A 14,353-nucleotide genomic window follows, 5' to 3' on the forward strand; every position below is an offset into this window, starting at 1 on the left:
TACGTCGATCTTTGTAGGAGCGAAGCTTGCTCGCGAAGGCGTCAGACCTGACACATCGCGTCATCGTTCTTCGCGGGCAAGCCTCGCTCCTACAGTGGGTTGCTCAGCAGTTCCTTCTGCGGGTTGAGGCTCCTTGTGCTGGGGTTGAGGATCATCAGCGCAGCCTTTTCGGCAATCATCAGCGTAGGCGAGCACGTATTGCCCGAGGTAATGCGCGGCATGATCGAGGCATCAGCGATGCGCAGTCCGGGAATCCCGTGAACGCGCAACTCGGCATCGACCACGGCCTGCACATCGTTGCCCATGCGGCAGGTGCCCACCGGATGGAAAATCGTCGTGCCAATTCGTGCGGCGGCTTCGTGCAGTTCCTCTTCGGTCTGCAAGCTATCGCCGGGCAAGTACTCGACCGGTTTGAACGCTCGCAGGGCCGGGGCGGCGACGATGCGCCGGGTCAGGCGAATGGCATCGGCCGCGACCCGCAAATCCTCTGGATGGCTTAAATAGTTGGGTTGAATCAGCGGCGCTTCCTGCGGATCGGCGGAACGAATCTCCACCCGTCCGCGACTCTGTGGCCTCAGGTCGCAAACCGACGCCGTGAAAGCAGGGAAGGCGTGCAGCGGTTCGCCGAAGCGTTCCAGCGACAGCGGTTGGACGTGGTATTCGAGATTGGCCGAGGTCTGTTCCGGTCCTGACCGGGCAAACGCCCCCAGCTGACTCGGCGCCATCGACAGCGGGCCGCTGCGGTCGTACAGATAACGCAGGCCCATGCCCATCTTGCCCCACACGCTGCCAGCGATCTGGTTCAGGGTGCGGGCGTTTTCTAGTTTGTAGATCAGCCGCAGTTGCAGGTGATCCTGCAGATTGCCGCCCACTCCCGGCAGCTCATGAGCCACACCGATCCCCAGTTTTTCCAGGAGCGGGCGAGGGCCGATGCCGGAGCGTTGCAGAATGCTCGGTGAACCGACGGAGCCTGCGCACAGCACGATTTCCTTGCGTGCCTTGAAGGTTTTTGCCTGACCTTGGTAACGGGTGCTGACCGCCGAAGCACGGCCGTTTTCCAGCAGCACGCGGTCCACTTCGACGTCGGTCAGCACGGTGAGATTGGCGCGATTGCGGATCGGTTTGAGAAACGCCTTGGCCGCATTCCAGCGAATCCCGGCCTTCTGGTTGACCTGAAAATAGCCGCAGCCTTCGTTGTCGCCCTGATTGAAGTCATCGATGCTGGCAATGCCGCTTTGCTCGGCGGCGCTGCGGAACGCATCCAGAATCGGCCACGACAGCCGCTGACGCTCGACCCGCCAGTCGCCGCTGGCGCCGTGAAATTGCGAGTCGCCGGCAAAATGGTTTTCGCTTTTCTTGAACAGCGGCAGCACGTCGTTCCAGCGCCAGCCCGGATTGCCGTCAGCGGCCCAGCCGTCATAGTCGCCAGCCTGGCCGCGCATGTAGATCATGCCGTTGATCGAGGAACAGCCGCCCAGCACTTTGCCGCGCGGGTAACTCAGGGCGCGACCTTGCAGGCCGGGTTGCGCTTCGGTCTTGAAGCACCAGTCGGTGCGCGGGTTGCCGATGCAGAACAGGTAACCCACGGGGATGTGAATCCACGCATAGTTATCGCGGCCGCCGGCTTCGAGCAGCAAGACGCGGTGTTGCGGGTCGGCCGACAGCCGATTGGCCAGCAAACAACCGGCCGGCCCGGCGCCGACCACGATGTAGTCGAATTCATCAAGGGAAGTCTGCATCCCTGACCTCGTATTGTTGTTCTTGTTGTCGGTCATCCTAGTTGTTAGCTTTCGTCAAAAGAATGTTAGTTTTTGCGCAGCCGCTGTGCGTTTTCAGACAGCCTCAAACAGCGTAGCCCCAAGGACGACTCATGTTCGACTGGAATGACCTGCGGTTTTTTCTCGAATTGCAACGCAGCGGGCGTTTGCTCACCGCCGCCCGCCGTTTGAACACCACCCACGCCACCGTCGCCCGGCACATCGAGGCCATTGAAAAGAGCCTTGGCACCGCGCTGTTTGTCCAGCATGCCCAGGGCTACGAAATGACCCCGGCCGGCGAAGCGCTGCTCAAGCACGCCGAAGCCATGGAAAACGTCGCGTTGCTGGCGCAAGAGGAAATCACCCAGTCCACGGCGCCACTGGGCAAGATCCGCGTTGGCGTGACCGAAGGGTTGGGCATCATGTTCCTCGCCAGCCGCATGAACGGGCTGTTCGAACGCTACCCCGGACTGGAAGTGGAGCTGGTGGCGGTGCCGCGCTTCGTCAGCATCCTCAACCGCGAAGCCGAAATCAGCATCCACCTTGAACGCCCGGCCGCCGACATGCTGGTCACGCGCAAACTCACCGACTATCGCCTGGCGCTCTACGCCAGCCAGGCCTACCTCGACAAGGCACCGCCGCTGCACAGCCGCGAAGACCTCGGCCGCCACGCGTGGATCGGCTACGTCGATGACTTGCTGTTCAGCCAGGAACTGATGTTCCTCAACAGTTTTTGCCGCAACCCGCAGGTGGTGTTCCACAGCACCAGCGTCATCGCCCAGCAACAGGCGGCACGGTCGGGATTGGGGATCGCAGTGCTGCCGTGCTACATGGCCAGCGCCGATCCGGAACTGGTGCCGCTGTTTCCGGACGAGAGCATTGAGCGCAGCTACTGGATCAGCACGCGGCGGGAATTGCACAAGTCGGTGAGATTGCGGGTGATGTGGGATTACGTGGTGGAGTTGTGCGAGACGGAGCAGGGGTTGTTGATGGGATAGCCTGCCAATCCTCCATCATAGATCTCTGATCAACCAAGCAATGAAGCAACCAACACAACCCCTGTGGCGAGGGAGCTTGCTCCCGCTGGACTGCGCAGCTGTCCTGGTCTTCAATTCGGGATGAAGACAAGGAGCGTCCTCCGACACTCCGTCGCGAACAAGGGAGCGTGCAGCATGAGCGAAGAGACAAAAGTGAAAGGCCCGGCGTCGTATTTTCCGTCCATCGAGAAAAAGTACGGCCAGCCGATCAGCCATTGGCTGGACCTGCTCGGGACGGTGAGCGGCAAGAAGCATATGGAAATGGTGGCTTGGTTGAAGGATGAGCATGGAATGGGGCATGGGCATGCGAATGCGTTGGTGGCGCATTATTTGGCGGGTGTTAAAAAGTGAGGCCGCTGTAAACGGCTGCAATGTGGAATGGCGGTGAGAGGGGGGCTGGATGTGCCACCGCCATCGCGAGCAGGCTCACTCCTACATGGGTTCTGCGTCGTTCGCGAGTGTTGTGGTCAGCATAGACTCCTGTGGGAGTGAGCCAGCTCGCGATGGCGCCAGCTGGCTCACCGCATTCTGCCGGGATCACTCAAACATTCGGCGGCAACTCGCGGGTGGTGCGCTGTAGTGGGTCGCGGGGTTGGCTGTCGGGAATCGACAGCGTGGCGCGCAAGCCGCCTTCCGGGCGATTGGCCAGGGTGATGCGTCCGCCCAGCCGGGTGGCGATGGTGTTGACGATGGTCAGGCCCAAACCCGCGCCATGGGCATTGCCACGGCTGTAGAAGCGTTCGAACAACCTCCCGCGATCCGCCTCGTCGATGCCGGGCCCCTGGTCCTCGACGCTCAGCGAATAGAAGCCGTCCGCCTGACTGAGTTGCACCGTGATGACCCCATGGTCCGGGGAAAAGTTCGCCGCGTTGCTGATCAGGTTGTTCAAGGCGATGTCGATGGCGGCGGCGTCGGCCACCACTTCAAAGGGGCGATCGGTGACGTCGAAGGCCAGCTCAAGGTTCTTGCTCAGCAACCACGGCGTGAGCTGCACGAGGCTGTCGCGCACGGTGGCGGCCAGGTCGATGCGTTGCTGTACAGGTGCGATGGCTTTGGGTTCGAGGCGGGCCATGGTCAGCAATTGATTGACCAGGCGGCTGGTGCGGTCGACGCCGGCGATCAGGAATTCCAGGGATTCACGGCGCTCCTGTTCCGTTCCGGCTTCCAGCAGGTTTTGCGCATGCACACGCAGCACGGCCAGCGGTGTGCGCATTTCGTGGGCGGCATCGGCGATGAAGCGCCGCTCGCGGCCCATCACTTCCTGAATCTGCGCGAGCATGCGGTTGAGCGCCGCTTGCATCGGCTCCAGTTCACTGGGCAACGGCGTCAGTTGCAGAGGCTCCAGCGAACCGCTGTGCCGCGCGCGCAAGGTCGCCGCCATGTCTTCCAGCGGCTTGAGGCCCCAGCCGATGGCCAACCAGATCATCGCCGCCAGAATCAGGCTGCCCAGCACATTGGGCCCCAGGGTATGGCGCACGATCCGGTCCACCAGGTCCGAACGCACGTCGTCCCGTTCGCCCACCCAGATTCTCAGACCGTTCTGTTTGTCTACCAACAGGAACGCACGCCAATGGCGGTTGTTGAGGTCCACGACGTCGCTGAAGCCGGGTGTCGACGGCGGCGCGCTGAAGGAGGGCGCACTGGCCGTGTGCACCAGCACTTCGCCGTTGAGGGTCCAGACCTGAAAGGCCATCTTGGTTTCATAGGGATGGCCATCGACCCTCGGCTCGGCCTCGCCCAGCGCCTTGTTGAAGGCCTGATACAGATCGGCGTGTTCCTTGCTCGCCATCGGCATGCGCATCACCCCCTGCAACAGCCGGGCGTTTTGCGCGAGTTGGGCATCGTAGACTTCGGCGATTTCGTGATTGCTGTCGTGCAGGTTCAACAGGCTGATCACCGCCAGCCCTACCAGCATCAGTCCAATGATCAGCGTGAGCGTGCGGCGCCGGATCGACGTCATCGGCGCTCCTCCACCAGGTAACCGACACCACGAATGGTGCGGATCAGGTCGGTGGAGAATTTTTTGCGCAGGTGATGGATGTGCACTTCCAGGGTGTTGCTTTCGGCTTCTTCATTCCAGCCATACAGCAACTGCATCAGATGATCGCGGGTCATGACCCGGCCCGGCGGCGAGAGCAATTCGTGGAGCAACTGATATTCCTTGGGCGTCAAGGCCACCGGCTCGCCCAGGTAACTGACTTGCTGGGTGCCGGGGTTCAGGCTGATGCCGGCGTGTTCGATCAGCACCTGGGCGCGGCCGGCACTGCGCCGCAACAAGGCCCGCAGGCGAGCCTTGAGTTCCGCCAGATCAAAGGGTTTGACCAGGTAGTCGTCGGCCCCGGCGTCCAGCCCGGCAATGCGGTCTTCGGTCGCATCCCGGGCGGTGAGGATCAGCACCGGCAGGTTGGAGCCGCTGTCCCGCAAGCGGCGCAGCACTTCCAGCCCGTCCATGCGCGGCAGACCGAGGTCGAGCACCGCCAGGTCAAAGGTTTCACTGAGCAGCGCGTGCAAGGCGCTGGTGCCGTCCTTTAGCCAATCGACGGTATAACCTTCGCGGCCCAGGGCTTGATGGATGCCCTCGCCGAGGGCCACGTCGTCCTCAATCAGTAATAAGCGCACACGGACTCCTGTCAGTTGAGTTTCTTGTTCACGTCCACCAGCAACGTTTCGATCTCTTTGCGTCGCCCGGCGTCGGCGAGTTCACGGCCTGGCCTTGGGGCGGCCTGCAGGGCTTTTTGCAACGCGGCCCGCGCTTCGCTGTAGCGTTTTTGACGGTAGAGGTGATCGCCCCAGAAGTACAGACTATCGATGCCCTCCGGGTTCAGTTGCAAGGCCTGTTTGAGTAACTGTTCGGCCTTGTCCGAGTCACCGAAACCGATGGGCCAGCCGGGGACGCGATCATACAACGCGCCGAGGCTGGTATAGGCCGAGCCTTGCAGGGCTTTGGGGTCCAGCGTCATGGCTTTTTCCAGATCGGCTTTCGCGGCCTTCACCTTGCTCAGCGCACCGAGGCCACCTTGGGCGCCGGCCCAGCTGCTGTTGACGATGCCGGACCAGATCCAGGCTTCGGCCACCGATTGACGTTCCTGGGTGAACGCGGATGCCTGGCCTGCCAGTTTCTCGAATGCAGCGGTGCGTTGCGCTTCCGGGACTTCGTATTGAATGTGCGCCCAGCTTTGCTGGATGCCCTGGAGGCGTTGCTGATCGGCGGGTTCCAGTGCCCAGACGCTCTGGCTCAGGGCTCCCAGCAGCAGGCAAGCGATGATTTTCTTCATGGTTTGAGGGTCTCGTTGTCGGGCTTCTGACTCAGGCGGCGGATCAGCGGCAATTGCTTGCGCAAGCCACGGTCCACCAGATTGGGCAGCAGGCTGTTGAGGCGCACAAAAAAGCGCTCCGGCCAGCCGAGGTACAAGTCGCGCCGGTCACCGGCAATCGCGTGCATCACCGCGGCGGCAACGGTTTGCGGATCGTCGACATTGGCCTTGAGCGCATCGTTCAACGCCTGCGCCGCCGGGCTGTTCATGCTGGTGCGGGTAGCGCGCGGGGCGACGTAGAGCACGCTGACCCGGGTGTCCGCCAACTCCCGGCGCAGGGCCTCGGAGAACCCGCGCAAGGCAAACTTGGTGGCGCAATAACTGGCGTAACCGGGGTAACCGATGGAGCCGTAAGTCGAGCCGACGTTCACCACCATCGCGCTCTCGGCTTGTTTGAGCAGCGGCAGCAGGGTTTTGGTCAGGCAAATCGGCGCGCTGATGTTAAGGGCCATCATGGCGTGGATATCGCTGTCCTCCAGCTGCTCAAGCATGGCGAAGTGATTGATCCCGGCGGCGTTGATCAGCAGGTTGATCCCGCCAATCGATTCGGCTGCGGTCAGCACCTTGCGTCGGTCGGACAGCACGGTCAGGTCCGCGCCGACCCAGCACAGGTTTTGCGGATAGCGTTCAAGCAAAGGCCGCAGCGGTTCCTGGTGCCGAGCCACCGCCAGCACCCGGGCGCCGCTGGCGCACAACGCGGTGGCGATCGCCAGGCCGATACCGCCGCTGGCGCCGGTCAGCACCACGCGGGCATCATGCAACTTCATGCAGGGCCTCCCCGTCACGCGGCAAGCCGCGGAACATATCGGTGTAAAGTTTGTACACCACTTTGGAGGCGTGAATCACAGCGGCCTGGTCGTCCGGATCGTCGAGGGTATTCATCAACCGGCGATAGGTCTGCATGTGTTCGATGTCCAAAGAGCCATGGGAACTGAGGTAACTGAAGGCGCTTTCCGGCAACGCCAGGCGCTCGCGGATGCTGCCGGCGGCGTGGGTAGCCAAGGCAATGCTGGTGCCTTCCAGCACGTTGACCATGCCGAACAGGCCGACCGGGTTGTCGCGGGCAATCAGGTCGTAGAGGTAGCTGACCATCAATTCAATCGGCAGGCTCGGACGACCGTCGCGCACGGCAATGCGGTCGCCGCCGCAGGCTTCGATATCGTCCAGCACCCACTGTTCGTGACCGTATTCATCCTCGATGTATTCGCACACCGCTTTGCGCAGCCATTCCAGGCGCGACGGCAATTTCGCCCCGCACGCCATCATCAACGGCACGGTGTGGCGCACGTGGTAATAGGCTTGCGCCAGGAAGGCCCGGTAGCTTTCCAGGCTGACCTTGCCCTCAAGGGCATCGCGGATGACCGGCAGGTTGAACAGTTCATGACGTTCGTGTTGCGTGGCTTCTTGCAGCGTGTCAAAAAAACTCATGATGCGGATTCCTCGGAAAGTACAGATTCAGTCAGTTGCGCCCGGTAACGCTCGATGATGGCGTCACGGCGCGGGCGGCCATTGGCGGTAAGCAGGCCATTGGCGGGGGTGAACGGTTGATCGAGACGGGTCCAGTGATGGACCTGCGCATAACCGGGCAAGGCCTCGTTGGCCTCGGCGACGGCGGCTGCCAGTTCGGCGTCGGTGCAGTCCGGGCGATGGGGCCAGAGCAGCGCATGGTTGTGCGGCATGGCTTCGCCGTAGACGAAGGCCTGGGCGATATGGCGGCGCTGGGTCAATTCGGCCTCGACCCATTCCGGGTTGACGTTGCGTCCGAAACTGGTGACGAATTGATGCTTCTTGCGACCCTTGAGGTAGAGAAAACCGTCCGGGTCGAACTCGCCGAGATCGCCGGTCGGCCACCATTCATCGGTGTGCGGCGCCTCTCCCAGATAACCGAGCAAGGTCGAACCCTTGACCAGCACCTCGCCGTCCTCGGCCAGGCGAATCGTGACGTGGGGCAGGGGCCGGCCGACACTGCCGAGACGGCGCGCTTCGGGGCGATTGAGGCACACCACCGAGGCGCACTCCGACAGGCCGTAACCTTCGTAAACAGGGATGCCGATGCGTTGCGCGCGGTGCAGCAACTCCTCGGCCACCCGCGCGCCACCCACCGCCGCAAACCGCAACGAGTAGGGACTGAAGGCTTTCTGCTCGGCGGCGCTGACCAACATCTGCAACAACTGCGGCACCAGGATCAGGCTCTCGGGCGCCCGGGTGGCCAGGCAACCGAGCAGACGCGGCACATCAACACCGCTGGCGCCCTGAATCCCCAGGGTTTTCTGGCTGGGCAAACTCAACGTGGCCCCGGCATACAGCGCGGCGTAGCAACCGAGGTTTTCCAGCAAAATCGCCAGGGGTAACAACGCCAGATGATGCTGCGGATCGGCGGGTTTGCTCGCCTGATTCAGTTCGCGAGCGACCGTCAACAGGCTCTCGGCGCTGAGGCACACGCCTTTGGGCGTACCCGTGGTGCCCGAGGTGAAGGTCAGTTTGGCGGTCCCTTCCGGCATACGGTTCGGGCCGCTGAACGTGCGGCGCCAGAACTCACCGGTTTTCTCGTAGCCGGCCGCTTGTAACTCGTCGTCCAGCGCGGGTTCGGCAATCACCCGTTCGGCCTGGCTCTGTTCCAGACAATGGGCGCGCTGAGCGGGGCTGAAAAAAGGCGGCAACGTCAGACAAGTCAGGCCTTCGAACAGCGCGGCCAAGTCCCAGAGCATCGCTTCGACGCCATTGTCCAACGCCAGCGCAATCACCTTGACCTGCTCATCGCGCAGCCGTTGCTGGCGATACACCACCTCGGCATACAGCGTGGCGTAATCCACCTTCTGATGATCACCCCACAACGCGATGGCGCTGGTCTTGCGCTCGGCATGGCTGCGCAAGGTCTGTTTGAAACGCTCGGTTTCAGGCGACATGGCTGGATTCCTCAAGGGATGTCGGCAAACCCAGGCGATTGAACATCCCGATGTTGCGCAAATGAATAAAACCGGCGCGGATGTTGCCGACGTGCACCCAAGGCTTGCTCTCGTAATAACTGCCCCAGTGCTGGCGTTCGTCCCCCAGCCGCTCAGGGTCGGCCGCGCACAGCGTCACCGGTTTCAAGCCCAGGCGATGAAAGCTGTTCACCAAGCCGATGTTGCCGGTGAACGCCACCCATTCCAGGCCGCCCATGGCCAGCAAGTAAGTGATGGCGATGATGCTCATCCGCGCACTGCCGGTGTCACTGGCGGCCAGATTGCCGACCTCGACGATACCGGCACGATCCACCGGGCGGTCCGCCGCAGCGCTGATCAGCGGCTCGATCGACTCGTCCAGATAACGTTCCAGAAACAACGACTCAGCATTGGCCATGCGCACACCGGCCACCGCACACAGCGAGCCGGAGGCATCGCTCATGCCAAACAGCTCCGGCATGAAATGACGAATATCGGCGCCATGGGCCTTACGAAAACGTTGCTGAATAAAGGCTTCAAAGACCGGGCGCTCGACGTCGTCCGGTAACGCCCTGGCCAGGTTCATCGGCGGAGCTTCGGCCTGGCCGAAGCGTAGGGGTAGAGGAATATTCCATTCAAAGTCAGGCATTGGAAGACGCCTCCCGAGTAAGTGTGGGAGAAGTATCGAAGCCATTTCTTAACGGAATCTGAAGGTAAGAAAAAGATCATCTCCGCTGTCTTCAGATTGCCTTAAGACTTCGCGGGCAGGGTGTGCCCCGTCGGTGCGTTGACACACCGCACCCCGGCCGCACGAATGACTCGGCCGCCGGCAATGACATTCATGAGGCCCGTTATGACCCGCGAATCAATGACCCATCGGTATGGAAAACTCTCGATCACCTTGCACTGGCTGATGCTGGCACTGTTCGTCGGCGTGTACGCCTGCATCGAAATCAAAGGCCTGCTGCCCAAGGGCCACCCGTTGAGAGCCATGTTTCTCGGGCTGCACGGCCTCTTCGGCTTAAGCATCTTCGCCCTGGTGTGGGTGCGACTGCTCGGTCGCCTGACGCCTCGGCCACCGATCACCCCGGCACTGCCCAAATGGCAGACCGGCGTTTCGCACCTGATGCACCTGGCCTTGTACGTATTAATGATCGCCACGCCGCTGCTGGCCTGGCTGATGCTGTCCGCCGGCGGCAAACCGATGCCTTATTTCGAGTTCTACCTGCCATCGCCGGTCGCGGTAGACCCGGACCTGGCCAAGCAATTCAAGTACTGGCACGAACTGCTGGGCAGCGCGGGTTACTGGCTGATCGGCTTGCACGCGGCGGCGGGGTTGTTTCACCACTATTGGGTCCGCGACAACACCCTGACCCGCATGCTGCCCGGCCGATCCAACAATCCCATCAACCAGCGCCAGCGTTAATCCCAAGCCCGGTGCCAACCAGGCACCGGCCATATCCATAGCCACCCCGAGACCCCGAATTCACCCCAACCCCCCTGTGGGAGCGAGCCTGCTCGCGATGGCGTCATCCCAGACGCCATCAATCTCAGCCATGGATTCCCACTTCGATATTCACTGCCTTAAACACGTTTGAGCCCCCACGTTTAAAGACACTCAGTGTTACGTCCAAACGGCTACAAGGCCTTGCGTCGTTGCCTACGCGTACGCCAGAATCCGCCGGCTTGTGCGTCTAGGGGCCCGTCGGTAACTTGATTCCTGTCACTGATCATCAGTGATCGGGTCTGCAAGCCCGCCGGAATGACAGTCGTATAGCCCTGTCACAGGACGCTCATTCAGGTCCTTGAAATGGCGGCTTTGTGCGGGAGACCTGACGGTCTGCCGGGTTCCTGGTTTCCCGAACCCATGTTCCTCGCCAACCCCAAGTACGATACAGAATCCCTGCTGGCCATCGCCAGCGAGTCACTGGGCTCGGCGTCCGTTGCCGGGCATCGCTTCATAGGCTCAATACACTTCCTTGTGCAGGCGATTTCCGGCTGATAACTCGTCGACGAAGGCCTGCGCGTCGTCTTCATCCAGTTGGCCGAAGTTCATTGCGATGTTCTTCAGGGCCTGCTCGATGGCGCGTTCCAGATTATTTTTGTTGCCACACACATACAGATGTGCGCCCAGGTTCAGTATTCCCCACAAGTAAGCACCGTGTTCAAGCATTGCGTCCTGCACGTAGTAACGGGTTTGCGAGTCCCGGGAGAACGCGGTAATCACCCGATCGAGCACGCCATTGGCTTGCCAATTTTCCAGGCGCGACTGGTAGAGGAAATCCGCTTCACGGCGCCGGTCCCCGAAGATCAGACAGGTTTGCAGAGGGTTGTTTTGCTGCTCCATCTGCTCCATCTGCTCCAGCAGCGCGATCAATGGCGCGATGCCGGTGCCGGTACCGATCAGCACCACCGGGTGTCCGACCTGGCGTGGCAGGTGAAAGCGCGGATTGCTGCGGACAAATACCCGGGCGCTGGGATGCTCCCCGGTGAGGTGCCCGGTCGCAGTGCCGGTGCGCGAGCGGTCCGCCATGTCATAAGCGATTTCGCGAATGCACACGTCCACGTAACCGGGTTTGTCATGAGAGGCAATCGAATAGGCGCGCGGCAAACAGTCGGGCAACCATTCGATCAAATCTTCCAGGCTCAGCTGCGCGGGATCACAGAAATCGTCCAGCACGTCGAGCACATCCTTGCCGTACAGATAGACTTCCAGATCCTTGCGGTTGCTGACTTTCAGTAAGGTTTTCAAGGTGTCGTGCTGACTGCACCGAGCAAGTTCGCGCAGCAGCGATTTGCCCAGCTGCCGAAGCTCCTTGGTAGCCAGCAAAGTGGCGGCCTCTTCGCGGCCGAACCATTGGCTGATTTGCGCCAGCAGTTGCGGATCGTTTTGCGCCAGCACGTACAGGTTGTCACCCGCACGGTACTTGATGCCGCTGCCTTCAATGTCGAGGCGAATCTGCCAGGCGTAAGGCGCCGTGGTGTTCAGCCGGGTGCGAGAGATGACGCGTGCCGGCCACGCGGCGTTTTCGCCATAGGCGGTGACTTGCAGGTTCAAGGTGCTGCCGGCACGCCGATCACCCTTGAGCACTGCTGCAAGGGTTGCGCACCAGATGTCGAAAAAACCGTCGAAATCGGTGTCGGCGTCCACGCGGGTGATCCACGGGCGGGCTTGTTTTTGCAGCAGTGCGGCATCCAGGCTTTTGGTAAAACCGCAGAAGGTCGGGTAAGCCGTGTCGCCCAGCCCGAAGATCGCGTAGGGCTGGCCGTTCAGGGATGGCGAAGCATTCAGTTGATCCATGAAACGATCGGCATTTACCGGCGGATCACCGTCGCCGAAAGAGCTGCAAACGATGATCAACACGTCACGAGGCGTCAGTTTGTCGAGATTCAGCGAGTTGAGATCCTGCACGGCCAGTTCATACGGCTGCAGACAGGGCAGACGCAATAAGCGTTGCGTCAACCCGCGTGCATTGCCGGACTCAGAGCCGTAACCGATCACAATGCGTTCGATTACGTCTGTCATGACGGTTACCTGTCGTAATGTTCGTCGAATTGCTCCTTGGAAAACTCCAGTGCTTCGAAGTCACTCATCAAGTCGTTGATTACCCTGCGGATACTGATGTACTCGACGATATTTCCCTGTTCATCAAACAGCGGCTGCACCGTGGTATCTACCACGTACAGGCCGCCGCCCTTGCCAACGTTGGGGATCACGCCGGTCCAGATCTCACCTTTCTTGATGGTGTCCCACATCTGCTTGTAGGTGCTCTTTGGCACCGAATGATGGCGCACCACGTTATGTGGCTGGCCCAGTAATTCCTCTTTGGTGTACCCGGTAAGCTTGCAAAACAGGTCATTGACGTAAGTGATGTTGCCTTGCAAGTCAGTGGTGGAAATAACCATGACGTTTTCCAGTGCACTCAAGACTTTGGCGTTGATGGCTTGCATTGTGTTTCCCCTGAAATGATTGAAAAGTTGTTGCTGCGAATTCGAATTCGGCGCACCCACGGCTTAGGCACTTCTATTTTTAGTCGTGATAAATCAGTCAACTGACTGAGGGGCATACTGAGAAAAAAGAGGATCCGACCCATGAGCGGATCCTAAAAAGGAGTTCGTGGCGATGGCGGTTTCAGCTGTCCTGAGGTATCAGGCGCGGGCCTTTCCGAGTGACTTGCTGACCCGGTTCGAAGCGAGCATTGGGCGAGCGAACGGTGCTGATTTCGCCTTGGGTGTCTTTCACTTCGTAAGCGGTTTCCGTGAGGCCGGTTGCTTCTTGAACCGAGCTGCCGGCAAAGAATCCGGCGCCGGCACCGATCAGTGCTCCAACGGGGCCACCCACGGCACCGACCATCAACCCGGTCACGACACCGACGGCCTTGCCGGCGGTGGTATCAGGCACCTCACGAACGACCTGATCGGCCATACACACAGGCGAGAGCAACAAGAAGAGGGTGAAAGGTAGGAGGATAGAACGAGACATGGCGTATTCCTGCTTCGGGTTCATTTCCCTAAACAATCCATAAAGCATGCCAATATTTTATTCTTTATATATCAATTAGATAGGAAATCATGTCGTCATATGTACAACACAAAAATTAGTCTATATGACTACTGACTGGTCTTAAAGACTATGTGGAATTCGGCAATCCTTACCCGGTCACGCATGCGAAACCCTCGCATCCCCTGAATGTTATTGCCGTCGATCAGCCGTGCGAACTGGAAGGTTTATAGTGTCGCGGGCCCCCTAAAAGCAGCTCATATGCAGTGGTGGAGGTGCGGCCGCACAATAAAAGCCGACCCCATTCAGCTAAATATCGAGGGCGATAGCTGCTGCGTTTTCTTGTGTGGGTTGCACGTGTGCGGTCAGCAAAGGCTGTTGTGAACTCGTATTGCGTTTGAGTCACTCAGCTGGAGGACAACCGATTACTTTCAGATAACTTTTTGAAAAAGACTGCCGGTCGTGGAGGGCGGAGATCGACCCAAAGCAGCCCCTTGGGTTTAGACGAGTCGTTAACGACACTAAATCCATGCTGTCCAACGCCAGCGAATCAGTGGGCTCGGCTAGGACCATGTTCAGCCATTTTGCGGCGTTGCGGGATAACTCGCACCGCAAAACGTTGTTGGGAATTACCCGGTTGGTAATGTTGGGGTGAAGGAGTAAGTCCAAACCCCTTTGTGGCGGTCGGTTCGTTCGTCACAAAGGGGAGAGTCCGTCGGCAACCGTATCCGTGCCACCTCAAATTTCCGGTGAAATCGGCATTTGAAAATCAATCCATGATCCGAGGCCGGCCCGGTCCAGTCATCCCATCAAGTAGAGG

14 protein-coding genes and 1 pseudogene are annotated in these 14,353 nt (G+C 60.3%); 4 read left to right on the forward strand and 11 right to left on the reverse strand.

Features of this window, described 5'->3' with window-relative positions; all coding sequences use genetic code 11:
* Positions 1 to 89: 89 nt before the first annotated feature.
* On the reverse strand, positions 90 to 1,739 hold the full coding sequence (locus HP062_RS02775; protein WP_077750502.1) for a GMC family oxidoreductase: 1,650 nt from the start codon (positions 1,737 to 1,739) through the stop codon (positions 90 to 92).
* 131 nt (positions 1,740 to 1,870) lie between these two features.
* Between HP062_RS02775 and HP062_RS02780 the strand changes: the two genes are divergently transcribed.
* Both HP062_RS02780 and HP062_RS02785 read left to right on the forward strand, forming a co-directional pair.
* A complete protein-coding gene (locus HP062_RS02780) occupies positions 1,871 to 2,755 on the forward strand; it encodes a LysR family transcriptional regulator (RefSeq protein ID WP_172790779.1) in 885 nt (294 codons plus the stop codon).
* Positions 2,756 to 2,929: 174 nt separating this feature from the next.
* Positions 2,930 to 3,145, forward strand: a complete 216-nt coding sequence (locus HP062_RS02785; RefSeq protein ID WP_172790780.1) for a DUF4287 domain-containing protein — start codon at positions 2,930 to 2,932, stop codon at positions 3,143 to 3,145.
* A 190-nt stretch (positions 3,146 to 3,335) separates the two neighbouring features.
* On the opposite strand, the gene HP062_RS02790 is transcribed toward HP062_RS02785, so the two are convergent.
* From HP062_RS02790 to HP062_RS02820, 7 genes are read right to left on the reverse strand one after another with little or no spacing between them, the layout of a single operon-like run.
* Positions 3,336 to 4,754 (reverse strand): ATP-binding protein, encoded by a 1,419-nt coding sequence (locus HP062_RS02790; RefSeq protein WP_172790781.1) that lies wholly within the window; start codon positions 4,752 to 4,754, stop codon positions 3,336 to 3,338.
* Positions 4,751 to 5,413, reverse strand: coding sequence for a response regulator (locus HP062_RS02795; protein WP_010459585.1), 663 nt, complete (start codon positions 5,411 to 5,413; stop codon positions 4,751 to 4,753). The genes HP062_RS02790 and HP062_RS02795 overlap by 4 nt, the downstream gene beginning before the upstream one ends.
* A gap of 11 nt (positions 5,414 to 5,424) precedes the next feature.
* On the reverse strand, positions 5,425 to 6,069 hold the full coding sequence (locus HP062_RS02800) for a tetratricopeptide repeat protein (RefSeq protein WP_172790782.1): 645 nt from the start codon (positions 6,067 to 6,069) through the stop codon (positions 5,425 to 5,427).
* Complete coding sequence (locus HP062_RS02805) at positions 6,066 to 6,875, reverse strand: SDR family oxidoreductase (RefSeq protein WP_010459589.1); 810 nt, start codon at positions 6,873 to 6,875, stop codon at positions 6,066 to 6,068. The genes HP062_RS02800 and HP062_RS02805 overlap by 4 nt, the downstream gene beginning before the upstream one ends.
* Positions 6,862 to 7,536 (reverse strand): TenA family transcriptional regulator, encoded by a 675-nt coding sequence (locus HP062_RS02810; RefSeq protein WP_172790783.1) that lies wholly within the window; start codon positions 7,534 to 7,536, stop codon positions 6,862 to 6,864. Before HP062_RS02810 ends, HP062_RS02805 begins: the two co-directional genes overlap by 14 nt.
* Positions 7,533 to 9,014, reverse strand: coding sequence for an AMP-binding protein (locus HP062_RS02815; RefSeq protein ID WP_172790784.1), 1,482 nt, complete (start codon positions 9,012 to 9,014; stop codon positions 7,533 to 7,535). The genes HP062_RS02810 and HP062_RS02815 overlap by 4 nt, the downstream gene beginning before the upstream one ends.
* A complete protein-coding gene (locus HP062_RS02820; protein WP_042932122.1) occupies positions 9,004 to 9,681 on the reverse strand; it encodes a thermostable hemolysin in 678 nt (225 codons plus the stop codon). Before HP062_RS02820 ends, HP062_RS02815 begins: the two co-directional genes overlap by 11 nt.
* A gap of 204 nt (positions 9,682 to 9,885) precedes the next feature.
* Here HP062_RS02820 and HP062_RS02825 point away from each other — a divergent pair, with 204 nt between their 5' ends.
* Positions 9,886 to 10,458: a cytochrome b gene (locus HP062_RS02825; protein WP_172790785.1), complete on the forward strand. Its 573-nt coding sequence runs from the start codon at positions 9,886 to 9,888 to the stop codon at positions 10,456 to 10,458.
* Positions 10,459 to 10,998: 540 nt separating this feature from the next.
* On the opposite strand, the gene HP062_RS02830 is transcribed toward HP062_RS02825, so the two are convergent.
* From HP062_RS02830 to HP062_RS02840, 3 genes are all read right to left on the reverse strand, one after another.
* Positions 10,999 to 12,558 carry a sulfite reductase flavoprotein subunit alpha gene (locus tag HP062_RS02830; protein WP_172790786.1) on the reverse strand — a complete coding sequence of 520 codons (1,560 nt, stop codon included), beginning with the start codon at positions 12,556 to 12,558 and terminating at the stop codon, positions 10,999 to 11,001.
* A 5-nt stretch (positions 12,559 to 12,563) separates the two neighbouring features.
* Positions 12,564 to 12,983, reverse strand: coding sequence for a PAS domain S-box protein (locus HP062_RS02835; protein ID WP_010459602.1), 420 nt, complete (start codon positions 12,981 to 12,983; stop codon positions 12,564 to 12,566).
* A gap of 181 nt (positions 12,984 to 13,164) precedes the next feature.
* On the reverse strand, positions 13,165 to 13,515 hold the full coding sequence (locus HP062_RS02840; protein WP_042932121.1) for a hypothetical protein: 351 nt from the start codon (positions 13,513 to 13,515) through the stop codon (positions 13,165 to 13,167).
* Between the two features lie 538 nt (positions 13,516 to 14,053).
* Between HP062_RS02840 and HP062_RS31390 the strand changes: the two are divergent.
* Positions 14,054 to 14,188, forward strand: a pseudogene (locus HP062_RS31390) (DUF6124 family protein); the annotation flags it as partial.
* Positions 14,189 to 14,353 lie beyond the last annotated feature (165 nt).

The organism is Pseudomonas sp. B14-6, from assembly GCF_013260315.1.
In the GTDB taxonomy this organism is placed as follows: domain Bacteria; phylum Pseudomonadota; class Gammaproteobacteria; order Pseudomonadales; family Pseudomonadaceae; genus Aquipseudomonas; species Aquipseudomonas mandelii.

Coding starts and splice junctions, on each gene's coding strand:
- HP062_RS02825 (WP_172790785.1), top strand. CDS start 9,886: ATGACCCGCGAATCAATGACCCATCGGTATGGAAAACTCTCGATCACC.
- HP062_RS02785 (WP_172790780.1), top strand. CDS start 2,930: ATGAGCGAAGAGACAAAAGTGAAAGGCCCGGCGTCGTATTTTCCGTCC.
- HP062_RS02790 (WP_172790781.1), bottom strand. CDS start 4,754: ATGACGTCGATCCGGCGCCGCACGCTCACGCTGATCATTGGACTGATG.
- HP062_RS02810 (WP_172790783.1), bottom strand. CDS start 7,536: ATGAGTTTTTTTGACACGCTGCAAGAAGCCACGCAACACGAACGTCAT.
- HP062_RS02775 (WP_077750502.1), bottom strand. CDS start 1,739: ATGCAGACTTCCCTTGATGAATTCGACTACATCGTGGTCGGCGCCGGG.
- HP062_RS02815 (WP_172790784.1), bottom strand. CDS start 9,014: ATGTCGCCTGAAACCGAGCGTTTCAAACAGACCTTGCGCAGCCATGCC.
- HP062_RS02835 (WP_010459602.1), bottom strand. CDS start 12,983: ATGCAAGCCATCAACGCCAAAGTCTTGAGTGCACTGGAAAACGTCATG.
- HP062_RS02830 (WP_172790786.1), bottom strand. CDS start 12,558: ATGACAGACGTAATCGAACGCATTGTGATCGGTTACGGCTCTGAGTCC.
- HP062_RS02780 (WP_172790779.1), top strand. CDS start 1,871: ATGTTCGACTGGAATGACCTGCGGTTTTTTCTCGAATTGCAACGCAGC.
- HP062_RS02800 (WP_172790782.1), bottom strand. CDS start 6,069: ATGAAGAAAATCATCGCTTGCCTGCTGCTGGGAGCCCTGAGCCAGAGC.
- HP062_RS02805 (WP_010459589.1), bottom strand. CDS start 6,875: ATGAAGTTGCATGATGCCCGCGTGGTGCTGACCGGCGCCAGCGGCGGT.
- HP062_RS02840 (WP_042932121.1), bottom strand. CDS start 13,515: ATGTCTCGTTCTATCCTCCTACCTTTCACCCTCTTCTTGTTGCTCTCG.
- HP062_RS02820 (WP_042932122.1), bottom strand. CDS start 9,681: ATGCCTGACTTTGAATGGAATATTCCTCTACCCCTACGCTTCGGCCAG.